The sequence below is a fragment of the Kribbella sp. NPDC051137 genome, assembly GCF_040682535.1.
Classification (GTDB): domain Bacteria; phylum Actinomycetota; class Actinomycetes; order Propionibacteriales; family Kribbellaceae; genus Kribbella; species Kribbella karoonensis.
Map to the genome: position 1 here is coordinate 676,407 of NZ_JBFBBI010000006.1, position 22,678 is coordinate 699,084.

A 22,678-nucleotide genomic window follows, 5' to 3' on the forward strand; every position below is an offset into this window, starting at 1 on the left:
GGTCAACAGGTTGGTAAGTTGGCGGCATGCAGCAGTACCTGGATCTTCTGAGGCATGTGCTGGACAACGGGACCGAGAAGGGCGACCGCACGGGGACGGGCACGCTGAGCGTGTTCGGGTACCAGGCGCGGTATGACCTCCGTCAGGGCTTCCCCGCGGTGACGACGAAGAAGCTGCATCTGCGGTCGGTGATCGGCGAGCTGATCTGGTTCCTCAGCGGCTCCACGAACGTCAAGTGGCTGCACGAGAACAACATCTCGATCTGGGACGAGTGGGCCGACTCCGATGGTGAGCTCGGCCCGGTGTACGGGTACCAGTGGCGGTCCTGGCCGACGCCGGACGGCCGGCACGTCGACCAGATCGCGAAGCTGATCGACGCGATCAAGCAGAACCCGGACTCCCGGCGGCACATCGTCAGCGCGTGGAACGTCGCGGACGTCGACGACATGGCGCTGCCGCCGTGTCACACGATGTTCCAGTTCTACGTCGCGGACGGGCGGCTGTCCTGCCAGCTGTACCAGCGCTCGGCCGACATCTTCCTGGGCGTGCCGTTCAACATCGCGTCGTACGCGCTGCTCACCCACATGGTCGCGCAGCAGACCGGACTCGAGGTCGGCGACTTCGTGCACACGCTCGGCGACGCGCACCTGTACCTGAACCACCTGGACCAGGCCCGCCTGCAGCTCACCCGGGAGCCGCGGCCGCTGCCCACACTGAGGCTGGCGAAGCGCGACTCGATCGACAGCTACGAGATCGCCGACGTCGAACTGGTCGGTTACGACCCGCACCCCGGGATCAAGGCGCCCATCGCGGTATGACGATCATTCTGATCGCCGCGGTCGGCCGGAACGGCGTGATCGGGCGGGACAACGACCTGCCCTGGCGGATCCGCGAGGACCTCCAGCACTTCAAACAGCTGACGCTCGGGCACACGCTGGTCATGGGCCGCAAGACCTACGACTCGATCGGCCGCCCGCTCCCGGGCCGCCGTACCGTCGTCGTCACCCGGAACCGCGACTGGTCCGCGGCCGGCGTCGACGTCGTCCACACCCTCGAGGACGCCTTGCAGTACGACGGCACCCTGTACGTCGCCGGCGGTGGCGACATCTACCGCCAGGCCCTCCCGCACGCCGACACCCTCGAACTCACCGAGGTCGACCAGTCCCCCACCGGCGACGTCACCTTCCCGGAGCTCACTGCGGCCGACTGGACCGAGACAGCCCGTGAACCCCACGACGGCTTCGACTTCGTCAGTTATCGCCGCAGCTAGGTGACAGGCTGCCCGTGGGGACCTGGAACCGACTAGATTGGGCGCGCGTCACGGGAGTACCAGGGGCGTCTCTCGGAGGGGAACACCATGACTGAAGCCGACAACACCGCTGCCGCTCAGCCTGCTGCCGCGGCGCCGTTGCAGCCGCCGACGGCCACTGCGCCGGGGCTGATACTGACCGCTCCGCCGCCGTCACAGCCGGTGGCCGAGACGGCCGCGCCGAGTATGGCGCCGGCGGTCGACCCGGCCGCGTTGCCGGGACTGGACAGCAAGGTCGACGCGTTCCTGACCGGGCTGATGGCGGCCGAGCCGCGGTCGCCGGAGTTCGCCACCAAGGCGAGCGACGTGCGCAGCATGGGCGACGTCGACATCCGGTCCGCCGCCGAAAGCTCGAACCGGCTGCTGCAGTCGCCGGTGCGGGCGCTGCAGAGCGGCGGCCTGTCGGAGGGTTCGACGGTCGGCAAGACGCTGCTCGAACTCCGCCGTACCGTCGAGGATCTCGACCCGAAGGAAGCCACCGGGCCGAAGAAGCTGCTCGGGATGATCCCGTTCGGCGACAAGATCGAGGACTACTTCCGCAAGTACCAGAGCGCGCAGAGCCACCTCGAAGGCATCCTGCACAGCCTGCGCAACGGCCAGGACGAGCTCGGCAAGGACAACGCCGCGCTGAACCTGGAGAAGCAGCAGCTCTGGGACGCGATGACCCGGCTGAACCAGTACGTGTACGTCGCCGAGCGCCTGGACGCGCGGCTGTCCGCGGCGATCGCGGAACTCGAGGCGACGAACCCGGAGAAGGCGAAGGCGTTCCGCGAGGACGTGCTGTTCTACGTCCGGCAGAAGCACCAGGACCTGCTCACCCAGCTGGCCGTGTCGATCCAGAACTACCTGGCCATCGACATCGTGATCAAGAACAACATCGAGCTGATCAAGGGCGTCGACCGGGCGTCCACCACCACGGTGTCGGCGCTGCGTACGGCGGTCATCGTCGCGCAGGCGCTCGGCAACCAGAAGCTCGTCCTGGACCAGATCACCGCGCTGAACAGCACCACCAGCGGCATGATCGAGCGCACCTCGCAGATGCTGAAGGACAACTCGGTCGCGATCCAGCAGCAGGCCGCGTCGGCGACGATCGGGCTGCCGCAGCTGCAGGCCGCGTTCGCGAACATCTACGCGACCATGGACGCGATCGACACGTTCAAGGGCGAGGCGCTGGACAACATGGCCGCCACGATCGGCACGCTGGAGAACGAGGTGACCAAGTCCCGCTCGTACCTGGACCGCGTCGCCCAGCAGAACCAGCAGGTCGTGCACGGCAGCCTCGACCTGAACCTGGGTCGCTGACCTACAGCTGGAGACGGGGGACTGCATGGCGCTCGGTGACTTCTTTGCGCGGCTGACCGGTCGCAAGGAGGAGCCCGAGCCTGCCCCGGTGCCCGCGCCGCCGACGAACGACGACCTGTTGGCGGCGCTCGTCCGGGTCGAGCAGCTGGTTGCCGGTGGCGCCGTACCGGCGGTGGTCGCGTCGCGGGTCGGGCGCGTGGTTCGCGTCGTACGGGAGACGATTCCGCGGCTCGGGAACCTCGGCGGGAGCGCGCAGGCGTACTCGGTGATGGCGACCTGCACGGACTACCTGCCGGATGCGATCGGCGGGTACCTGCGGTTGCCGCGGCAGTGGGCGGACACCCGGCCGGTGGACCGGGGCAAGACGTCGCTGATGATCCTGATCGACCAGTTGGACCTCTTGGCGGCGACGATGGACAAGGTGTTCGACGCGGTGAACCGGGCGGACGCGGCGGCGCTGATCACCCACGGCAGGTTCCTGCAGGAGAAGTTCGGCACCGGCTCGACCGGCGGAGGCCTGGCTCTCGGCCCGACGACGCCGACGCCGCCGCCGGAGCCCGGAGCAGGCCCGGCAGGACCACTGTCACCACCACCTGGACGAGGAGGCGCATGAGCGGCACGGGGGGACTACCGGAAGCGCTGTCGGCGCTGCTCGCCGTTGCCGCTCGCGCCGGTGTCACCGAGGAAACTGCCCGGTCCGAGGCGCTCGCGTTGGCAGCTGCCCTGGCCGAGTCCGCGCCGGGGGCACCCGCGGATTGGGGCAAAGCAGTCCCAGGCGGAACGACCCAGGACTTCTTCGACGCCGCTGTCCGCGGCCGCCGCTGGCGGGGCGCGCCGACCGCCGTACTCACCGAGCTGATCGCGAGCGGGTCGCCTGAGAAGACGGCGTACGCCGAAGCACTCGCGGAGCTGGCGTCAGCCGCCTGCACGCTGGGCGAACCGACCATGCGGGTCGTCGGAAACGCCTCGGTGGCAGCTGCCGCACAGCTGGAGGCGGCAGGAGCACGTCAGCTGCAGGTCGGTACGACGCCGCAGTCCACACCAGCGACAGATCCTGTCGAAGAGAGGCCTGCTCCTGAACCTGAGAAGACGGTTGAAGAGTTGCTGGCGGAGCTTGACGAGCTGACAGGTTTGGCTCGGGTGAAGCAGGAGGTGCATCGGCAGGTCGCCGTACTGCGGGTGGAGAAGTTGCGGGCCGAGGCCGGGCTGAAGAACGCGACGATCACCCGGCACCTGGTGTTCGTGGGGAATCCGGGGACCGGGAAGACGACCGTCGCGCGGCTGGTGAGCGGGATCTACAAGGCGCTCGGGCTGCTGTCCAAGGGACAGCTCGTCGAGGTGGACCGGTCGGAGCTGGTCGCCGGATACCTCGGGCAGACCGCGACGAAGACCGCCGAGGTGGTCGAGTCCGCGGCCGGCGGTGTGCTGTTCATCGACGAGGCGTACAGCCTGACGGCCGGTGACACAGGAGCCGACCAGTACGGCCGCGAAGCCGTCGACACGCTGGTGAAGGAGATGGAGGACCGGCGCGACGACCTGGTCGTCATCGTCGCCGGGTACCCGGAGCCGATGCAGGCGTTCATCGCCGCGAACCCCGGGCTGGCGAGCAGGTTCCGGACCACGATCGAGTTCGAGAACTACAGCGACGAGGAGCTCACGGACATCCTCACCGGGCTCGCCGACGCGGCGGACTACGAACTGGTGCCGGAGGCCGTCGACGGGTTCCAGGAGATTCTCGCGAGCACGCCGCGGGACAGCTCGTTCGGCAACGGGCGGTTCGCGCGCAACGTCCTGGAAGCCGCGATCGGCCGCCAGGCCTGGCGGCTCCGCGACGTCACGGCACCAACCAGGGACGAACTGCGTCAGATCCTCGCCGCGGACCTCACCGAGGCGCCTGACGAGGACCGGAACGAGCAAGGAGAACAGGCGTGACACAGACGCAGAGTGCGCCGCCCGCGACCTGGGCGCCCGGACCGGCGGCCGGGGTGCCGCAGCAAGCGCCGGCCGCCCCGGCTCCGAGCAGGCGCGGGGCGGTCGCCGGCTGGTTCGACGGTACGCCGGGCCGGATGCGCGCGTTCCTCCTGCTGGCCGCGGCGATGAGCGTGGTGTTCGGGCTGGCCGCCGCGCAGGGGTTCAGCCAGTCCGACGGCGCCCTCGACCGCGCGCAGGCGAACGCCGCCCAGCTGGTCCGGATCCAGGCGATCCACACCAACCTGGTCAGCGCGAACGCCGACGCCACCAACGCCTTCCTGGTCGGCGGTCTCGAGCCGCCGGAACAGCGCCAGCACTTCGTCGACTCGCTGGCCGCGGCCGCCGGGCTGATCGCCGAGGCCGCGACCGCCCAGCCCGCCGACCGCGAGGTACTCGGCGAGCTCAACAAGACCCTGATCACGTACGAAGGCCTGATCGAGCAGGCCCGCGCCAACAACCGCCAGGGCCTGCCGATCGGTTCGCAGTACCTGAAGGACGCGAACTCCGTGCTCCAGGACGACTCGCTGCCGCTGGTGAAGGCACTCGTCGAGGCGAACGAGAAGCGCGTCGACACCGAGTTCGACGGGATCGGCTACGGCACGATCTGGGTGCTCGTCGGCGGGCTGCTCAGCCTGGTGGTGTTCGGCATCACGCTCCGCTGGCTGGCCCGCCGTACGCACCGCTACCTGAACGTCCCGATCGCCGCCGGCGCCGCGCTCGTCCTGCTCACCACCGCGGTCGGCGGCATCGCTCTGGCCGGCGCGTCCAGCTCCGCGAAGGACACCCGGAACTCGGAGTACGAACGGACGCTGGCCCTGTCCCGGGCCCGGATCGCCGCGTACGACGCCCGCTCGAACGAGAGCCTCACCCTGATCGCCCGCGGCTCCGGCGACGAGTTCGACAAGGCGTACAACGCCGCGGCCGCCGAGGTCGACAACCAGCTCGGCAAGCTCGGCAGCGACGGCGCCGGGCTGCAGAACGCCTGGAACAGCTACAAGACGGTGCACAAGCAGGTGCGCGACGCCGATGCCAACAAGGGCAACTGGGACGGCGCCGTCGCGATGGCGGTCGGGCACGACAAGACCAACAACTCGGTCGACACCTTCAGTGCTTTCGACACCTCGTCCAACGACCAGCTGACCCAGACGAGTACGGCGGTGCAGACGAAGCTGAAGGATGCCCGCAACGGTCTGCCCCCGATCGGCTGGCTCGGCGTGCCGATCGGCATCGCCGCCGCACTGCTCGTCGCCTGGGGCATGTCGCAGCGCCTGGAGGAGTACCGATGAAGAAACTGATCCCGATCGCCGCCGCAACAGCCCTCCTAATGACCGCCTGCAGCTCCGGCAACTACGCAGCCACGCAGCTCCCGGCAGAGCCTACGGAGTCGACGGCCACGGCGCCCGCCGGCACCAGCGACCAAGGGTGCTCCGACGGCAAGGACCCGCTGGCGTCGTACACGCCGCTCGCGAGCCAGCCGGCCCCGATGAAGATGCCGGACAAGTCCTGGATGCGAACGATCCAGGACCGTGGCCGGCTGATCGCGGGCGTGTCCGCGGACAGCCTGCACCTCGGCGCCCGGAACCCCATCACCGGGCAGATCGAGGGCTTCGACATCGACATGATCAACGCGGTGGCGGACGCGATCTTCGGCCCGCCGCTGCCGGGGCAGCCGCACAAGGTCGAGCTGCGGGTGATCTCCAGTCCGGCACGCATCCCGTCGCTGCGCGACACCAAGAACCCGGTCGACATCGTCGCCCGGAACATGACGATCAACTGCGAGCGCTGGGGACAGATCGCGTTCTCCGCGGAGTACTACCGCTCCGGCCAGAAGACGCTCGTACAGCTCGACTCGAAGGCCACCAAGGTCGCGGACCTGAGCGGCCAGAAGATCTGCGCCCCGGCCGGCTCGACCAGCCTGGAGAATCTCAAGAAGAAGAACCCGAAGGTCATCCCGGTCACCGCCGACACCGACACCGGATGCCTGGTGCTGTTCCAGCAGGGCAAGGCCGCCGGCATCAGCGGTGACGACACCGTGCTCGCCGGCGACGCCGCTCAGGACCCGTACGCGAAGGTGCTCTCGGAGCGGTTCAGCGACGAGCCGTACGGCCTGGGGATCTCGCTGAACCACCCCGAGTTCGTCCAGTTCGTGAACGGCGTGCTCGCGCAGATCAAGGCCGACGGCACCTGGATGGACTCGTACAACAAGTGGCTCATGCCTGACCTCGGTCCGCTCAAGGCGCCGCCGACCCCGGTCTACGGCCGCGTTCCGGTGCACCAATGACGGTTCGTACGCCGACGGTCTCGGCGCCCGCGCCGCCGGGGAGGATGGGGAGCAGTGTTCCGGCGACGGAGTTGCTTTCCTATCTCGGGGCGCTCGGGGAGTGGCGGGATCGGCGGAAGGCGGAGCTGGACGAGTTGGACCAGGCCGCGTTGCACTCGCCGGACGGTGATGCGCTGAGTGCGGACGTCGTGCTCAGCATGACGGTCTGGAAGGCGGTTTCGGACCGGTACGAGCTGATCCTGGTCACCTGGGACTCCGGTCGCGTGGGGCAGCAGGAGATCGAGCGGATCTCGTCGCTGATCTGGGGCGGGCTGGACGCCGGCGCCGCGGGCGGGTCGCTCGCGGTTTCATTGCCTGAGGCATGCAAACTGTCGGACGCGCTCGCCTCCAGTCTGCGGGCGAAGCTGGCGCTCGACCCCGCCGACGCCGACCTGGCCGCGCGCCTGCGCGACCTGCGGGCCCAGGTGGAGCGGATCAGCGACCTGGTCAAGCAGGAGCCGGCCAACGTCCGCAACGACGCGCTCGCCAAGCACCACGATCTGGACCGGCGACTGACGGATCTTGCCGACCGCAACAAACGCGGCGCGGACATCGGCGGCATGATCGGCCCGCTGGAGCTCGACACCGCGAAGACCGAGCGGGACCTGATCGTCGGCGCCGCCACCCGGAAGGAGCGCGCCGCCGACGTGGCTCGCGCCCGCACCCTGCGCGGTGAGCTGGAGGCCCAGGGTACGGCGGTACGCGCGCTCGCGGACAAGGCTGTCGCGACGGTCACCCCGGCCCCCCGGCTCGCCGTACCGGATGTCACCGCGCTCGGTCCGGTGCCGAACACGCCGGCCGAGCTCGCGCAGTACCTGACCCGGCTGGACGCCGTACGGCGGGCACTCGGGCAGGCGCAGGCGGCGTACGGCGGCGCGCTCGGCCGCCGCGACGAGCTGGGCCAGCTGCTCGACGCCTATCAGGTGAAGGCGGCGAGTGTTGCCGCGGGCAACGAAGATCTCGCCGAGCTGTACCGGCGCGGCCGTGTCGTGCTCGACACCGAGCCGGTGGACCTGACGCGACTCGGTGCGTTGGTAGCGGCCTACCAGGCCTACCTGGAAGGAACAAGATGACGACCTGCACCCAGCCGGGCTGTACCGGCACGATCCTCGACGGGTACTGCGACGTCTGCGGCTCCCCTGCCGCCGCGAGCACCCCCGCGGCGAGCACCCCCGCGGCGACCGGCGCGTGCACGCAGCCCGGTTGCACCGGCACGTACGCCGACGGGTACTGCGACGTCTGCGGATCGCCCGCGCCCGGCGGCGGTACCGTCGTACCGGCGGCGGACCCGGATCCGATCAGCTCGGTGTCGACCGTCTCCCGCGCGTCCAACCGGTTGGCCTCCACGCCGCTCGGCTCGGCCCGCGCCGCGCAGGCCGGTTCGAAGCTGACCCGCAAACTCGGTACGTCGTCCACCCGGCTGCGCGGCGCCCGCCTCGGCGCCGGGCTGACGAGCGTCCCGTCGATCCCCGCGATCGACGCGAGCAAGGCGATCCTGGCCAACCCGATGGTCCCGGAGGACCGGCGGAACTGCCCGAGCTGCGGCAACGCGGTCGGCCGTTCCCGCAACGGGCAGCCGGGCCGCACCGAGGGCTTCTGCCCGAAGTGCCGCAGCCGGTTCTCGTTCGCGCCGAAGCTGCAGGACGGCGACCTGGTCGGCGGGCAGTACCTGGTCCGCGGTTGTTTGGCGCACGGCGGTTTCGGCTGGATCTACCTGGCCCAGGACCAGAACGTGTCGCAGCGCTGGGTCGTCCTGAAAGGCCTGCTGAACTCGGAGGACCCGGACGCGGTCGCCGCGGCGATCGCCGAGCAGCAGTTCCTGGCTCGCGTCGAGCATCCGCTGATCGTCGAGATCTACAACTTCGTCACCCACGACGGCGCCGGCTACATCGTGATGGAGTACGTCGGCGGCACATCGCTGAAGTCCCTGCTCAAGGACCGGATGGCGGCGAACAACGGCCAGTACGACGCGCTCCCGATCGACCAGGCGATCGCGTACCTGCTGGAGATCCTGCCGGCGTTCTCGTACCTGCACGACCTCGGCCTGGTGTACTGCGACTTCAAGCCGGACAACATCATCCAGGTCGGCGACGCGGTCAAGCTGATCGACCTCGGCGGCGTCCGGCGGATCGACGACCTGGACTCGGCGATCTACGGGACGGTCGGTTTCCAGGCACCCGAGGTGGCCGACGTCGGCCCGTCGATCGCATCCGACATCTACACGCTCGGCCGGACGCTGTGCGTACTCGCGATGGAGTTCCGCGGCTACCAGAGCCGGTACGTCGCGTCGCTGCCGCCGGTCGACGAGGTCCCGCTGTTCCAGCAGTACGACTCGGTGTACCGGCTGCTGGCGAAGGCGTGCGCGCCGTCCCCGGCGGACCGTTTCCAGTCGGCGGACGAGTTCCGCGTGCAACTGCTCGGCGTACTGCGTGAGGTCGTTGCGGACAAGCAGGGCGTCAAGGCGGCCCAGCACTCGGCCTCGTCGCTGCTGTTCGGGTCCCCCGGCGACAAGGCCGGCGGTCTGGGTGACGCGGCCGCGCCGTGGCAGCAGCTGCCGTCGCTGGCGCCGGACGAGGGCGACAAGATGGCCGGCTGGCTCAAGACCGTGAGCGTGCCGGACCCGGCCAAGCGGCTGGAGCTGCTGGTCGACGCGCCCGAGCAGTCGGCGCAGACGCTACTGGAAGTGGCGCAGGCCGCGCTGGAGGTCGGACCGGAGCGGTACGGCATGGTCGACACCGCGGTGAACGACCTGCTGACGGCGGATCCGTGGGAGTGGCGTGCGGTCTGGATGTCCGGGCTGGTCGCCCTGGCCCGCGGTGACTTCAAGGGCGCGCAGTCTGCGTTCAACGCCGTCTACGGCCAGGTTCCGGGCGAGCTGGCACCGAAACTCGCACTGGCGATCGCCTGTGAGCACAGCGGTGAGTTCAACGTTGCCGAGGGCCTCTACCTGTCCTGCGCGCGGACCGACGCCAACTACATCGCGCCGTCCGCGTTCGGTCTGGCCAACATCAGGACCCAGCGCGACGACCTCGACGGAGCGCTCAACGCGCTCGACCTGGTGCCGCGAACCAGCGGCGAGTACGTGCGTGCTCGTCGCCAGCGAGCCGGACTCCTGGCAGGATCGGGGCGTGGCCTTCCCGCGCTCGCCGAGGCGATGGACAGCATCGCGACGCTGACCATCGACCCGGCGGACCGGGCCAACCTGGCCGCGAACGTGTTCCGGACCGCGCTCACCGAGGTCCAGCAGAGCGGTCCGCAGGAGGCCCTGCGGATCGACGGACGGGCAGCCACCGAGGCGTCCCTGCGGGACGGGCTCGAGGCCACCTACCGGCTGCTGGCCGGCCAGGCACAGACCCGGACGGAACGGATCGCCCTGGTCGACCAGGCCAACGAGGTTCGAGGATGGACGCTGCGATGACGAGTACGACCGACACGGCCTGCCCCAGCTGCGGCGGGCCGGTGGCCGAGGCCGACCTGTTCTGCGAGGCTTGCGGCGCCGAGCTGAAGCCCGGTAAGCCGGCCGCCGCTCCGGGCACGGCGGCGCTGGACACCGACACCGAGCCCACCGTGGAGATCACCGCGGTCGGCAGCCTGGAGGGCGGTCCGGTCGGGCCGTGCGCGTCTTGCGGCGGCACGGTCGGTGCCGACGGGTACTGCGAGACCTGCGGGACCAAGGCCGCGAAGCCGCGGGACCACTTCGCCGAGCAGCCTGCTCCCTGGGTGGCCGGTGTGTGCGACCGCGGCATCCGGCACAGCCGGAACGAGGACGCGATGGCGCTCGGCGCCGACGCTGAACCGGGCAGCCGCGCGCTGCTCGTGGTCTGCGACGGCGTCAGCTCCTCGCTCGACTCCGACGTCGCCTCGCTGGCCGCGGCCCGGGCGGCGCTCGAGGTGCTGGTCGTCGACCACGCGCACGGGATCGGCACCGAGTCGTCGCGGGCCGCGGCGATCGGCGCCCGGCTCAAGGCGGCGGCCGACGCGGCGAGTGACGCGGTACTCGACAGCACCAGTCCCGACAGCCCGAACCCGGCCTCCTGCACGTTCGTGGCCGCGATCGTCGAGGACGGGCTGCTGGTCGCGGGCAATGTCGGCGACAGCCGAGCGTACTGGTTCCCGGACGACGCCGAGCCGGTCCCGCTGACCACCGACGACTCGTGGGCCGCCGAACTGATCGCCGGCGGTGTCTCCCGCGAGGAGGCCGAGTCCGGGCCGCACGCGCACGCGATCACCCGGTGGCTCGGCAAGGACGCCCCGGACCACACGCCGCGGACCACGACCCTGGAGCTCGAGGGCGCCGGCTGGCTGCTGGTCTGCTCGGACGGCCTGTGGAACTACTGCTCGGAGGCGGCACCGCTGGCCGACCTCGTACGTCAGACAGCTGCGGACCACAACGGCGAGCCGAAGGCCACCGCGTCCGCCCTTGTCGACTGGGCCAACGCCCAGGGCGGCCAGGACAACATCACCGTCGCGCTCGCGCGCGTTTGAGGAGGAACCCGAGATGGCCGACTTCACCGCCACCGTCTACCAGAACGAGTTCCTGCCGGACGGCGGGACCGACGTACACGCGATCGTCACCGTGACGTGTGCCGGAGCCGGTGCCGCCGGGCAGAGCGGGAGCGGTGACGCGGGCGAGATCATCATCGTCGACACCTCCGGCTCGATGGGCCGCGACGGCGTCCAGGCGGCGGCGTACGCCGCGCAGACCGCGCTCGACCAGATCCTCGACGGCGTCTGGTTCGCGGTGATCTCCGGCAACGACCGCGCGCAACTGGCGTTCCCGCCGTCCGCGGAGCCGGTGATGGTCAGGATGGACCCGTACACCCGGCAGGCCGCCAAGGACGCCGTGTCCCGGTTCTACGCCGACGGTGGGACCGCGATGGGCACCTGGCTGCGGCTGGCGTCGCGGGTGTTCGCGACCGTGCCGTCGCTGTCGCAGAAGCACGCGCTGCTGCTGACCGACGGCGAGAACCAGCACGAGACGCCGGAGGCCCTGACCCAGGCGATCGAGTCGGTGACCGGCCAGTTCCAGTGCGACGCCCGCGGTGTCGGCGTGGCCTGGCAGGTGGACGAGGTACGGCGGATCGCGCAGGCGCTGCTCGGGACGGTCGACATCATCCCGGCCCCGGACCAGCTGGCCGCCGAGTTCTCAAGGATCATCCAGAACGCGATGAGCCGCGGTGTCGCGCAGGCCGACCTGCGGGTGTGGGCGCCGCAGGGCGCCGAGGTGCTGTTCGTCCGGCAGGTCGCGCCGACCGTCGAGGACCTGACGTCGCGGCGTACGGCGGTCAACCCGCTGACCGGGTCGTACCCCACCGGGTCGTGGGGTGACGAGTCCCGCGACTACCACGTGGCGATCCGGCTGGCCGCGAAGGCGGTCGGGCAGGAGCAGCTCGCGGCCCGGGTCCAGCTCGTGCTCGGTGACCAGACGGTCGCGCAGGGCCTGGTGAAGGCTCTGTGGTCGGCGGACGACGCGCTCACCACGCGGATCAGTCCGGAGGTCGCGCACTACACCGGTCAGACCGAGCTGGCGCAGGCGATCCAGGAGGGCCTGTCCGCGAAGGCGGCCGGCGACACGGCGACCGCGACCACCAAGCTCGGCCGTGCGGTGCAGCTGGCCGCACAGACCGGCAACGAGGAGGCGACCACCCGGTTGCGGAAGGTTGTCGACATCGACGACCAGGAAACGGGTACGGTGCGGCTCAAGCGCACCGTCGAGAAAGCCGACGAGATGGCACTCGACACGGCCTCCACCAAGACGACCCGGGTACGCAAATGACCGTGAACTGTCCCAGCGGACACCCCAGCACCTCCACCGACTACTGCGACGTCTGCGGGCTGCCGATCGGCGCCGCTGCCACTCCGGCGGGATCGGCGGTGCCGGCTCCCGCCGTTCCGGCTCCGGGACCGGCGACTCCCGGCACTCCAGGCGGTGCCACGCCGGGCGCTCCGGACGCTCCGGTCCCCGGCACCGCGGCCGCTCAGACCTGCCCGAACTGCTCGGATCCCGCGTCCGCCGACGCGCTGTTCTGTGAGAACTGCGGGTACGACTTCACCACCGGGACGATGCCGCGGCCGGCGTCCTCGCTCGATCTGCCCGGCACCGCGCCGGCTCCGCCCACCCCACCGGCGCCGGCGGCGACCGCGGAATGGGTGGTCGAGCGCTGGGTCGACCCGGACTGGTACGCCGTACAGCAGAGTGACGACCCTTGTCCGTCGCCCGGTCTCCCGACGGTGATCCCGCTGGTGGAGAAGAGCCTGCTGATCGGCCGGCCGTCCCGCAGCCGCGGCATCTCGCCGGAGGTCGACTGCGGCGACGACACCGGCGTCAGCCGCCGCCAGGCCCAGCTGACCACCGACGGCCAGCGCTGGTGGGTGGAGGACCTGCAGTCCTCCAACGGCACGTACGTCGCCTCCGCCGCCGGCCCGCTCCCGGAAACGCCGATCATCCCCGGCCAGCGCCAGGAGCTGAACCCCGACGACCGCATCTACGTGGGCGCCTGGACCCGCCTGGTGGTCCGCAGGGCCACGCCCGAGGAACTCGCCGGGCAGGCCTGAGGTCCTACGGGAGCAGCACGAGCTTGCCGCCGGCGCCGCCGGTTGCGAGCAGGTCGAGGGCCTGCTGAGCATCGGTCAGCGGCAGGGTCTTGGCTACCGTCGTGGTCAGGTCACCGGCTTCGGCAGCCCGGCTGAGCATCGTCAGTCGGGCGCCGTCCGGCACAGCGCGAACAACCTGCGGTGTGATGCCACGGGCCGGGGTGAACTGCCGTACGAACAGCTCGCCGCGCTCGACCCGCAGCGGACGGAACAGCCGACGACCACGGTCGGCCTCGTCCTCGGACAGTTGCCCCACGAACCGCTCGAACTCGGTCACCCATCCATTGTCAGCCGTCGGACTGCGGCTGACGGGTCCACCCTTCCGCCGGGTGTACGCACAGCCATTCGATCAAGGCGAGACCCACGACAACAGGGACCGCCCACACCCAAGGCGTTTCGGGAAGCATGACGATGGCGATCGCGGTCCACAGAGCTACCCAGCCTCCGCCGTAGCCGCGGAGCACCCCGCGATACCAGAGGCCGCCGGGCGCCTCGGCGGCGCGCTGGCCGAAGTACACGAACAGGTACGACGCGATCGTGATCGGCCAGAAGTACCAGAGCCGGGCCCAGTCGTACGGGACCATCACGAGGGCGCTCAGGCAGACCAGCGCGATCGCCCAGTGGTAGATCTCGCCGGCCCAGTTCAGCCCGCGGCGGCGCAGCGTGAGCACGATCGCCAACGGGCCGAACGGGACGGCGACGAGACCGGCGACGACGTGCAGGATCAGCGCGATGTCACGCATCGCACTCCCGAACCCTCCCTGACATGTCAGGGAGCATAGGGATTCCAGCCCTGCACGTCTCTAGCTCGTACGGCTCAGTTCTCCGGGAACGACAGCACCCGCCGGGTCGCGAACCTCCGGTACCCGAGGCGCTCGAAACTCTTCGCCATCGGCACGTTCCCGAAGTCGGTGTCGGACCGGATCCGCTCGGCGCCGGTCTCGGCCAACTGGTGCGTGATCTCGGCCAGCAGGTCGTCGACGTACCCGTGCCCGCGGTGCTCCGGCACCACGCCGACGTACCCGACCACCGGGCCGCCCGCGTTCGCCGACGGCATCGCCATCCCGACCAGCTCCCCGTCGGCGTCGTACGCGAGCCGCCACCACGACCGGTCTCCGGGCATCGCCTTGTACCCCTCGAGGTCGGCCCGGGCCGCGCCTTCCCGTCCGAGCCGCGCGATCTCCCGCGCGGTGGCGGCGTCCAGGCTGCCGTCGCTGACCCGCGCGAACACGTCGACGAACGCATCGTCGTCGGCCGGCTCGAACCGCAGCCGGGTGGACCGCGCCGGCAGTCCGTACTCCGGGTACCACTCGAACCGCAGCCGGTCGGTGATCTCGCTCAGCCCGGCCGCCGCGGCCGCCTGGCTGCGCGGCTCCACCGCGGCGACCACCTCCGGGTCGTCCTGCCAGTCCGGGGCCAGGAAGATGTGGTACTCCGGCGGCTCGACGTCAGCCGGGCGAGACGTGATCGCGTGCCGGATCAGCGCCGTCCAGGCGGGTACCGGATCGCCGTCGCCCGCGAAGTACAGCCCGTCGATGCTGTACGGATGCTCGTCGCCGGGGCGTCCCCACCAGATGGCGAGCGCCTGGATCTTGCCGTCGTCCTCGACGACCCACGTCCAGTCGTGGCGGTACATGCCGTCGGCAACCTGGCCCTGGTAGTGCTCGGCGGACGCGACGGTGTTGACGGACCGCTGCTCGATCAGAGCGAAGATGGTGTCGAGGTCGGCCTCGACGGTGGTGCGGATGTTCACAAATCCTCCAGCAGGAGGCGCGCTCCGCTCAGTGCGAGCTGTGCGAGCGGTCAGGGCGCGCCGGGAAACAAGTCGGTGTCTTCATCGGTCGCTCCTTCCGCTCCGGGATCTCTCGCCGCGCCAGACACTAGAGGTACGCCGGGGTCATAGTCCAGCTGTTATTCACGGCTGGGATGTACCGCGGTGGATCCGGCGGGGAAGGTACCGGGCATGAGAACCCTCATCGCTGCCGTGACCCTGGTATCCACCGCTGTCCTCGGGTCCACGGCGTACGCCGCCCCAACCGCCCCTACCACGATCGACACCTGCGCGCTCAGTTCGTTGCCGTCGCAGGCCGATGACACCCTCGAGCTGATCCACTCCGGCGGGCCGTTCCCGTACAAGCAGGACGGAACCGTCTTCTCGAACCGCGAGGGCATCCTGCCGTCCGAGTCGTCCAGCTACTACCACGAGTACACCGTGATCACCCCGGGCTCTCCCGACCGCGGTGCCCGCCGGCTGATCGGCGGCGGTGCGAAGACCACGCCGGCGCACGTCTACTACACGAGCGATCACTACTCCTCGTTCTGCGAGGTCGACGAGAACAGCTGACGGTAGTCTGTTCGGCACGTTGAGTGATCTGGAGGATTGTTCACGATGCCGACCCTGCGTACTACGGCCGCCGGCCTGGTGCTGGCCGCCGCGCTGCTCGTCTTCGGCCGGCCCGCCCCCGGGCTGGCCGAAGCGACCGGCGATCCGCTGCAGCTGACGAACGGCCTGTACGTCGATCCCGCGTCGGACGCGGCGGCCTACGTACGGCGGCATCCCGAGGACACCGAGCTCGCGTCGAAGATCGCCGGGCAGCCGTCGGCGCGGTGGATCGGCGCGTGGAGCGGGGACGTGCGGGCGGCCGTCACGGCGTACACGAGCGCTGCCGCGAAGGCGGACAAGCTGCCGGTGCTGGTGACGGACGACCTCCCGGGCAGGCAGTGCGGGATCGGCGGCGGCGCCGCGTCGGACGCGGCGTACCGGAGATGGATCTCGGCGGTGTCGGACGGGATCGGAACGCGGCCCGCGGTGGTCGTGCTGGAGCCGGACGCCCTCGCGCGGCTCGACTGCTACCCGACCTCGGAGTGGAAAGCGCGGATCGCGCTGCTGAAGTACGCCGTAGGCGTGCTGGCGGCGAAGAACCCGAACACCTGGACGTACCTCGACGCCGGGAACGTGGCGTCCGGCGATGCCAAGGAGATCGCCCGACGGCTGCGGCTCGCGGACGTCGGGAAGGTCCGCGGGTTCGCGCTGAACACCGCGAACTACTTCACCACCGACCAGTCGATCGCCCGCGGCACCGAGATCCTGGCGGCGCTCGGCGGCGGCTCCCACTACGTCGTCGACACCAGCCGCAACGGCAACGGCTCCGACGGCAGCTCCTGCAACCCACCCGCCCGCAAACTCGGCACACCCCCGGGCCCCGCCACGGCCCCGGTAGACCTGAACCTCTGGCTCCGCACCCCCGGCGAATCCGACGGCCCGTGCGGCCTCACCCCCACCCTTCCAGCCCGAACCTTCTCCCCCGTGCTGGCCCACCACCTCCTCACCGGCACCTGAGCCGCGCCCGCCGGGCGGCGGAAGCTGGGCGGTGGAAGCTGGGGCTCCGCTCCAACACCACAAAGGTCCCGGGCATCAGCCCGGGACCTTCGGGTAGTGCGGTGTGCTGTTCGGACTACTGGATCAGAAGTCCATGCCGCCCATGTCGGGCGCGCCACCCGGAGCGGCCGCGGCCTTCTCCGGCTTGTCGGCGATGACGGCCTCGGTGGTGAGGAACAGGGCCGCGATGGACGCCGCGTTCTGCAGCGCCGAGCGCGTCACCTTGGCCGGGTCGATGATGCCGGTCTTGATCAGGTCGACGTACTCACCGGTCGCGGCGTTCAGACCGTGACCCGGCTCGAGGTTGCGGACCTTCTCCACCACGACGCCGCCCTCGAGGCCGGCGTTCACGGCGATCTGCTTCAGCGGGGCCTCGACGGCCTGGCGCACGATCTGTGCACCGGTCGCCTCGTCACCCTCGAGCTCCAGCTTCTCGAAGGCGGCGACGGACGCCTGCAGCAGCGCGACGCCACCACCGGCGACGATGCCCTCCTCGACGGCCGCCTTCGCGTTCCGAACGGCGTCCTCGATGCGGTGCTTGCGCTCCTTCAGCTCGACCTCGGTGGCCGCGCCGACCTTGATGACCGCAACGCCGCCGGCCAGCTTGGCCAGCCGCTCCTGCAGCTTCTCGCGGTCGTAGTCGGAGTCCGACTTCTCGATCTCGGCGCGGATCTGGTTCACCCGGCCGGTGATCTGGTCGGCGTCGCCCGAGCCCTCGACGATGGTCGTCTCGTCCTTGGTGACGACGATCTTGCGGGCCTGGCCGAGCAGCTCCAGGTCGACGGTGTCCAGCTTCAGGCCGACCTCCTCGGAGATCACCTCACCGCCGGTCAGCACCGCGATGTCGACCAGCATGGCCTTGCGGCGGTCACCGAAGCCCGGCGCCTTGACGGCGACGGCCTTGAAGGTGCCCTTGATCTTGTTGACGACCAGGGTGGCCAGGGCCTCGCCCTCGACGTCCTCGGCGATGATCGCCAGCGGCTTGCCGGTCTGCATGACCTTCTCCAGCACCGGGACCAGGTCCTTGATGCTGCCGATCTTGCTGTTCACCACCAGGATGTACGGGTCGTCGAGGACGGCCTCCATCCGGTCGGTGTCGGTCACGAAGTACGGCGAGATGTAGCCCTTGTCGAAGCGCATACCCTCGGTGAGCTCGAGCTCGAGGCCGAAGGTGTTGCTCTCCTCGACGGTGATGACACCTTCCTTGCCGACCTTGTCCATCGCCTCGGCGATGATCTGGCCGACCTGGGTGTCAGCAGCCGAGATGGACGCGGTCGACGCGATCTGCTCGCGGGTCTCGACGTCCTTGGCCAGCTTGAGCAGCTGCTCGCTGACCGCCTCGGTGGCCTTCTCGATGCCCTTCTTCAGGCCCATCGGGTTGGCACCGGCGGCGACGTTGCGCAGACCCTCGCGGACGAGAGCCTGGGCCAGCACGGTGGCGGTGGTCGTACCGTCACCCGCGACGTCGTCGGTCTTCTTGGCAACTTCCTTGACGAGCTCGGCCCCGATCTTCTCGTACGGGTCCTCGAGCTCGATCTCCTTGGCGATGGAGACGCCGTCGTTGGTGATCGTGGGCGCGCCCCACTTCTTCTCCAGCACGACGTTGCGGCCCTTCGGGCCGAGCGTCACCTTGACGGCGTCGGCGAGGGTGTTCATTCCCCGCTCGAGGCCGCGGCGCGCCTCTTCATCGAAAGCAATCAGCTTGGGCATTCTCCGCGAGTCCTCCCGCGTCGAGTCTTTGGTGGTTCAGCCGGCTCCGATGCCCGCGACGGACGGCGCCAAGACCCGCGACGCTCATGTCCCGCCGCTGCCCGGCACCTCATCGAGGCCGTCTTCTTGCACACCCGGCCGGGCACGAGCTTTATCACTCTCGCCCTTGGAGTGCTAACCAAGTATTAGCACTCGCCCCAAACGAGTGCAAGCCAGCCCTCAGCTGCCGAGCTGCGCGACCAGGTACTTCGGGGCCGTCAGCCGCCACGCCTCCGTGATCAGCTCGCCCAGCTCCTCCTCGTCGGCCAGCTCCAGGTGGATGCGGATCCAGGCGAAGCGGCCGCCCTCCCAGGACGGCTCGTAAACCTCGGGGCTCTCGGCGACGAGCGCCTCCTGCTCCTCACGGAGCGCCTTCAGGTGCATCCGCGTCTGGTCCTCGGACAGGTACGCGAAGCTCTTGTTCCGCACCTTGAACACCGGCTGCCCCGCCCACCCCTCCTGCTCCTCCGCCCCCGGCAACCCCGCCATCACCTTCACCACCGCCGCCGCATCCATAGCTCTGAACGCTAGGCGCCCCCACCGACAGTTCCTTACTTCGCAACCGTCAGCGTGACCGTCGCGCCCAGTGGCAGCATCGTGCCTGCCGCGGGCGACACTCCGAGCAGCGTTCCGGAGGGATAACTCGGCGATTTCACCTGCTTGACCTGAGCCTTCAACCCGGCGTCGCTCAGAAGCGGCACATAGCCGCCCGCGAGCGCGCCTGTCGGCGGCCCGGTCACCGACCACGGGCTGGGTACCCCGGCCTGGTCCGGCACGATCCGGATCCGGCTGAGCAGCCGGTCAACGTGCTCCGCGCTCGTGGAAGACTCCGCACGGAACCAGACCCCGAGGGCCGGGATCCCTACCGCACCAGCACAGACCCTGCTACCCACCGAGCTGTCGTAACAGGTCGTCCGCTGGCGCTCCGCTCGCGCGCCGTCGATGACAAGCGTCTCGTCGGCCTGGAAGCCCACGGTCGGGCTGCCGCTGACCTGGACACTGTCCACGTCCTGCGGGCGCCCAGCCAGGCACTCGAGCACCATGCTCGAGTCGTCGATCTGCACCGTGTCCTGCTGCGGTGTGCCGCAGATGCTTCGGTTCCGCGGCCAATCGGCCGGTACGGCGATGGCCGCGTGACCGATACCCACCAGGCGGGTCGGTGGCGGGGCAGCCGGCGTGGGTTGTGGAGCCGGAGCGAGGAGGGTCGCCGCGCTGATGACAGTGCCGACGGCTGCGGCAGCGGCTCCCGAGAGGGTCGCCGTACGGCGACGTCTGCGGCGTTCGGCGCCGGCGCGGAGCGCGTCCAGCGGGGGTGGGCCTACCGGGGTTCGGGCCGCGGTGCGTTCCAGGAGGTCGGGTAGGTCGGTCATTGGGGTGCTCGCAGTTCTGCCAGGTGGGGGTCCTGCGACAGGGCCTTCACGGCGCGGGACAGGCGGCTTTTGACGGTGCCCGCGGGTACTCCTAGTGCGGCGGCCATCTGTTGTTCGCTCAGGTGCGCGTAGTACCGCAGTACGACCGCCGTGCGCTGCTCGCCCGGCAGTCTGTCCAGGGCGCGCATCACGGCGTCGGTGTCGTCGACGGTTGCGGTCTGGTCGGTGCCTGTGGTTTCAGGGAGCGTTTCCGACGGCAGTTCCCCGTGCCAGCGGCGCCTGCGTGAGGAGCGGAAGCAGTTGACCAGTACGCGGTGCACGTACGCGTCACGGTCCTCTGCCACGCGTACCCGGTTCCACTTGAGCAAGCATCGTTCCAGGGCGGACTGGACGAGGTCTTCCGCTTCGGACGGCGTACAGCCGAGCAGAACAGCCGCCCGGACCAGCGTCGGCCAGCGGGCGGTCACGTACTCGGTGAACTCGTCCATTCCCCCTCCTCACCCTTAGAGACAGGCTGACGGGTGACCCGGGTTCCACGAAAGTCGTCGGGGTCGGGTCAGGGGTCGGTCGGTACCGATCCTGATGTGCTGAGGGGTGCCGGAACGGGACAGTAGAGCCATGACGAACTCCAACGCACCGTTCCAGAACCTCTCCGGCAAGGTCCTCCGGCGCTCCGCGAACCAGCGGATGCTCTCCGGCGTCTCCGGCGGCATCGCCGAGTACCTGAACATCGACGTGACCCTGGTCCGCCTCGGCTGGGTCGGCCTGACGCTGATCACCGGCGGCGCCGCGATGATCGGTTACGCGGTCGCCTGGATCGTGATCCCCGAGTCCGACGGCAAGGCCGTCTGGCAGAACGTCCAGCAGTCGGTGAACCAGCACCAGAACCAGGACACCACCGAGCAGGACATCGCCTCCCGCATCTACGACGACACCGACAACACCACCAACAACAAGCCCCCGGCGGCGTGACGACGTCTGCGCCCGCCGGAGGCGCAGGACCCCAGGCGGGGTGACCGCAGGCAGCGGTTACCCCGCTGCTACACGTTCAGCGCCGACTTGCGCAGCGCCGCCACCGCCTGGTCCGGGTGGTCGGAGAAGACGCCTTGCAGGCCCAGTGCGGCGAAGCGGGTCAGTTCGGTCGGGAAATCGGTGGCCGTCGGCAGGAAACGCCGCTCGGCCCGGAACGTCCAGACCTGCACCGCCAGCCCGGCACGGTGCGCGCGGTCGACCAGCCGGGTCGGTTCGCCGAGGCAGCCGTCGGCAGTACGCGGTACGACGAGGTCCTTGTGCGGTGCCAGCACCTGTGCGTACGTCGCCACCTCCCGGAGCCCGCGCGGCTCGATCAGGTCGGCGTACGTCCGTCCGTCGCCCGTCCGCAGGAAGTCGTTCGGCGCACTCTCGGCGTCGATCAGCTGCACCAGCGGCACGTGGGCCATCACGGACAGCCGGCGCAGGCTCGTCGGCTCGAACGACTGCACCATGATCTCCTCCGGCCGCAGCCGGAGCGCCAGGATCCGCTCGGTGAGCAGTTCCTCCAGCGGCAGGCCGAGCCGCCGGAAGTACGCCGGATGCTTGATCTCCGGGATCACCCCGATCGGCCGCCCCAGCCGCGCCGACTCCCGGCGGGCCAGCCCGACCACGTCGTCGAAGGTGGGGATCTCTTCCAGCCCGTCGTACGCCGTGTTGTTCGCCCGGAGCGCGGGCATCCGCTCGCGGGCCCGCAGCGTGCGGAGTTCGGCGTACGTGAAGTCCTCGGCGAACCACCCGGTGACGGCGGTCCCGTCGACGATCTTGGTGATCTTCCGGTCCGCGAACACCGGGTGCTCCGCGACGTCCGTGGTCCCGGACAGCTCGTTCTCGTGCCGGCAGACCAGGACGCCGTCGAGAGTGGCGACCAGGTCCGGTTCCAGGTAGTCGGCGCCCTGTGCCGCGGCCAGCAGGTAGGCCGCCGGTGTGTGTTCCGGGCGGTAGCCGCTCGCTCCCCGATGCGCGATCACCAACATGGATCCAGGACAGGGGCCCGACATGGCCCGACGGGAACCCGTTGCCCAACGCAAGGTGAAGGTCTACCGACTGTCACCACGCAGCACACCGCTCGACAGCAGGTACTGCGCAACGCAGTAGGTCGCCATCACCAGATAGTCACGCCCCGCGAAGTCATGTCCTGCCAAACCTGCGCCGATCAGCCCGTCCGAGATCAAGAACAACCCACCGCCCACTCCAGGACGCCAGCCGTTCCAGGCACTGGTGACAGCCGTGGCTGTCACCAGCAATGAGTAGACAGCCACGGGGATCCGGTTGTCGCCCAAACCAGGCCACAGCAGGACCAGTGCCCCCAGCCAGACCACGGCGTACGCCGCTACCACTACCAGCGACCGTTTACGCGCACGGCGGGCGAACTGCATCACGTAGCAGACGTGTGCCACACCGAACGCCGCCATGCCGGGCAGCAGCTGGTCCACCTGCAGCAGGACGTCGCCTACCAGCGAGGCGACCAGTGCGACCACGAGCGTCACCGGGCCGCGGTTCAGCCGTACCCACACGGCCAGCGTCGGCATCAGCAGCACCTTGGTGATCAGCTGCGACCACGTCTCGCCGGTCGCGATCGTGACCAGGTGCACCACGGTCAGTACGCCGTACGCGACCAGCCATCCCCGTCCCCTGTTCATGTCGTAGATGGT

Annotated in this window: 24 protein-coding genes; 15 read left to right on the forward strand and 9 right to left on the reverse strand. The window is 69.9% G+C overall.

Annotated features, from left to right (window positions below; translation table 11 throughout):
* Positions 1 to 26 precede the first annotated feature (26 nt).
* The 12 genes from AB0M51_RS33975 (at position 27) to AB0M51_RS34030 (ending at position 13,457) form a co-directional block, all read left to right on the forward strand.
* Positions 27 to 818, forward strand: a complete 792-nt coding sequence (locus AB0M51_RS33975) for a thymidylate synthase (protein ID WP_344191942.1) — start codon at positions 27 to 29, stop codon at positions 816 to 818.
* Positions 815 to 1,270, forward strand: coding sequence for a dihydrofolate reductase (locus AB0M51_RS33980; protein WP_344191940.1), 456 nt, complete (start codon positions 815 to 817; stop codon positions 1,268 to 1,270). Before AB0M51_RS33975 ends, AB0M51_RS33980 begins: the two co-directional genes overlap by 4 nt.
* An 87-nt stretch (positions 1,271 to 1,357) precedes the next feature.
* Positions 1,358 to 2,611, forward strand: coding sequence for a toxic anion resistance protein (locus AB0M51_RS33985; RefSeq protein ID WP_344191938.1), 1,254 nt, complete (start codon positions 1,358 to 1,360; stop codon positions 2,609 to 2,611).
* Positions 2,612 to 2,636: 25 nt separating this feature from the next.
* Complete coding sequence (locus AB0M51_RS33990) at positions 2,637 to 3,224, forward strand: hypothetical protein (RefSeq protein ID WP_344191936.1); 588 nt, start codon at positions 2,637 to 2,639, stop codon at positions 3,222 to 3,224.
* Positions 3,221 to 4,543 carry an AAA family ATPase gene (locus AB0M51_RS33995; RefSeq protein ID WP_344191934.1) on the forward strand — a complete coding sequence of 441 codons (1,323 nt, stop codon included), beginning with the start codon at positions 3,221 to 3,223 and terminating at the stop codon, positions 4,541 to 4,543. The genes AB0M51_RS33990 and AB0M51_RS33995 overlap by 4 nt, the downstream gene beginning before the upstream one ends.
* Positions 4,540 to 5,868: a hypothetical protein gene (locus tag AB0M51_RS34000; protein ID WP_344191932.1), complete on the forward strand. Its 1,329-nt coding sequence runs from the start codon at positions 4,540 to 4,542 to the stop codon at positions 5,866 to 5,868. The genes AB0M51_RS33995 and AB0M51_RS34000 overlap by 4 nt, the downstream gene beginning before the upstream one ends.
* Positions 5,865 to 6,863 (forward strand): glutamate ABC transporter substrate-binding protein, encoded by a 999-nt coding sequence (locus AB0M51_RS34005; RefSeq protein WP_344191929.1) that lies wholly within the window; start codon positions 5,865 to 5,867, stop codon positions 6,861 to 6,863. The genes AB0M51_RS34000 and AB0M51_RS34005 overlap by 4 nt, the downstream gene beginning before the upstream one ends.
* Entirely contained in the window at positions 6,860 to 7,975 is a 1,116-nt protein-coding gene (locus AB0M51_RS34010; protein WP_344191927.1) for a hypothetical protein, read from the forward strand. The genes AB0M51_RS34005 and AB0M51_RS34010 overlap by 4 nt, the downstream gene beginning before the upstream one ends.
* Entirely contained in the window at positions 7,972 to 10,320 is a 2,349-nt protein-coding gene (locus AB0M51_RS34015) for a tetratricopeptide repeat protein (RefSeq protein WP_344191925.1), read from the forward strand. Before AB0M51_RS34010 ends, AB0M51_RS34015 begins: the two co-directional genes overlap by 4 nt.
* Positions 10,305 to 11,387 (forward strand): PP2C family serine/threonine-protein phosphatase, encoded by a 1,083-nt coding sequence (locus tag AB0M51_RS34020; RefSeq protein ID WP_344191923.1) that lies wholly within the window; start codon positions 10,305 to 10,307, stop codon positions 11,385 to 11,387. Before AB0M51_RS34015 ends, AB0M51_RS34020 begins: the two co-directional genes overlap by 16 nt.
* A 13-nt stretch (positions 11,388 to 11,400) precedes the next feature.
* On the forward strand, positions 11,401 to 12,678 hold the full coding sequence (locus AB0M51_RS34025; RefSeq protein ID WP_344191920.1) for a VWA domain-containing protein: 1,278 nt from the start codon (positions 11,401 to 11,403) through the stop codon (positions 12,676 to 12,678).
* Complete coding sequence (locus AB0M51_RS34030; protein WP_344191918.1) at positions 12,675 to 13,457, forward strand: FHA domain-containing protein; 783 nt, start codon at positions 12,675 to 12,677, stop codon at positions 13,455 to 13,457. The genes AB0M51_RS34025 and AB0M51_RS34030 overlap by 4 nt, the downstream gene beginning before the upstream one ends.
* Positions 13,458 to 13,461: 4 nt before the next feature.
* Here the strand turns inward: AB0M51_RS34030 and AB0M51_RS34035 are convergent, their stop codons facing one another.
* From AB0M51_RS34035 to AB0M51_RS34045, 3 genes are all read right to left on the reverse strand, one after another.
* Positions 13,462 to 13,773 carry a zinc-binding dehydrogenase gene (locus AB0M51_RS34035; protein ID WP_344191915.1) on the reverse strand — a complete coding sequence of 104 codons (312 nt, stop codon included), beginning with the start codon at positions 13,771 to 13,773 and terminating at the stop codon, positions 13,462 to 13,464.
* Positions 13,774 to 13,783: 10 nt separating this feature from the next.
* On the reverse strand, positions 13,784 to 14,239 hold the full coding sequence (locus AB0M51_RS34040; RefSeq protein ID WP_344191913.1) for a hypothetical protein: 456 nt from the start codon (positions 14,237 to 14,239) through the stop codon (positions 13,784 to 13,786).
* A 74-nt stretch (positions 14,240 to 14,313) separates the two neighbouring features.
* On the reverse strand, positions 14,314 to 15,249 hold the full coding sequence (locus AB0M51_RS34045) for a GNAT family N-acetyltransferase (RefSeq protein WP_344191911.1): 936 nt from the start codon (positions 15,247 to 15,249) through the stop codon (positions 14,314 to 14,316).
* Between the two features lie 210 nt (positions 15,250 to 15,459).
* On the opposite strand from AB0M51_RS34045, the gene AB0M51_RS34050 reads away from it, so the two are divergent.
* Together AB0M51_RS34050 and AB0M51_RS34055 are read left to right on the forward strand one after the other, a co-directional pair.
* On the forward strand, positions 15,460 to 15,840 hold the full coding sequence (locus AB0M51_RS34050) for a ribonuclease domain-containing protein (protein ID WP_344191908.1): 381 nt from the start codon (positions 15,460 to 15,462) through the stop codon (positions 15,838 to 15,840).
* A 45-nt stretch (positions 15,841 to 15,885) separates the two neighbouring features.
* Positions 15,886 to 16,836 (forward strand): glycoside hydrolase family 6 protein, encoded by a 951-nt coding sequence (locus AB0M51_RS34055; RefSeq protein WP_344191905.1) that lies wholly within the window; start codon positions 15,886 to 15,888, stop codon positions 16,834 to 16,836.
* Positions 16,837 to 16,959: 123 nt separating this feature from the next.
* Here AB0M51_RS34055 and groL read toward each other — a convergent pair whose 3' ends face one another.
* From groL to AB0M51_RS34075, 4 genes are all read right to left on the reverse strand, one after another.
* Positions 16,960 to 18,585, reverse strand: a complete 1,626-nt coding sequence (groL, locus tag AB0M51_RS34060; RefSeq protein WP_344191903.1) for a chaperonin GroEL — start codon at positions 18,583 to 18,585, stop codon at positions 16,960 to 16,962.
* Positions 18,586 to 18,804: 219 nt separating this feature from the next.
* Positions 18,805 to 19,140 (reverse strand): MmcQ/YjbR family DNA-binding protein, encoded by a 336-nt coding sequence (locus tag AB0M51_RS34065; protein WP_344191901.1) that lies wholly within the window; start codon positions 19,138 to 19,140, stop codon positions 18,805 to 18,807.
* A gap of 35 nt (positions 19,141 to 19,175) precedes the next feature.
* Complete coding sequence (locus AB0M51_RS34070; RefSeq protein ID WP_344191899.1) at positions 19,176 to 19,994, reverse strand: PASTA domain-containing protein; 819 nt, start codon at positions 19,992 to 19,994, stop codon at positions 19,176 to 19,178.
* Positions 19,991 to 20,482: a SigE family RNA polymerase sigma factor gene (locus tag AB0M51_RS34075; RefSeq protein ID WP_344191897.1), complete on the reverse strand. Its 492-nt coding sequence runs from the start codon at positions 20,480 to 20,482 to the stop codon at positions 19,991 to 19,993. Before AB0M51_RS34075 ends, AB0M51_RS34070 begins: the two co-directional genes overlap by 4 nt.
* 130 nt (positions 20,483 to 20,612) lie before the next feature.
* Between AB0M51_RS34075 and AB0M51_RS34080 the strand changes: the two genes are divergently transcribed.
* The gene (locus AB0M51_RS34080; RefSeq protein ID WP_344191895.1) at positions 20,613 to 20,966 is read left to right on the forward strand and encodes a PspC domain-containing protein; all 354 of its coding nucleotides are present in this window, start codon (positions 20,613 to 20,615) and stop codon (positions 20,964 to 20,966) included.
* Positions 20,967 to 21,034: 68 nt separating this feature from the next.
* Here AB0M51_RS34080 and AB0M51_RS34085 read toward each other — a convergent pair whose 3' ends face one another.
* Together AB0M51_RS34085 and AB0M51_RS34090 are read right to left on the reverse strand one after the other, a co-directional pair.
* Complete coding sequence (locus tag AB0M51_RS34085) at positions 21,035 to 22,000, reverse strand: glycerophosphodiester phosphodiesterase (protein WP_363752094.1); 966 nt, start codon at positions 21,998 to 22,000, stop codon at positions 21,035 to 21,037.
* 63 nt (positions 22,001 to 22,063) lie between these two features.
* Positions 22,064 to 22,666 carry a lysoplasmalogenase gene (locus tag AB0M51_RS34090; protein ID WP_363752097.1) on the reverse strand — a complete coding sequence of 201 codons (603 nt, stop codon included), beginning with the start codon at positions 22,664 to 22,666 and terminating at the stop codon, positions 22,064 to 22,066.
* Positions 22,667 to 22,678 lie beyond the last annotated feature (12 nt).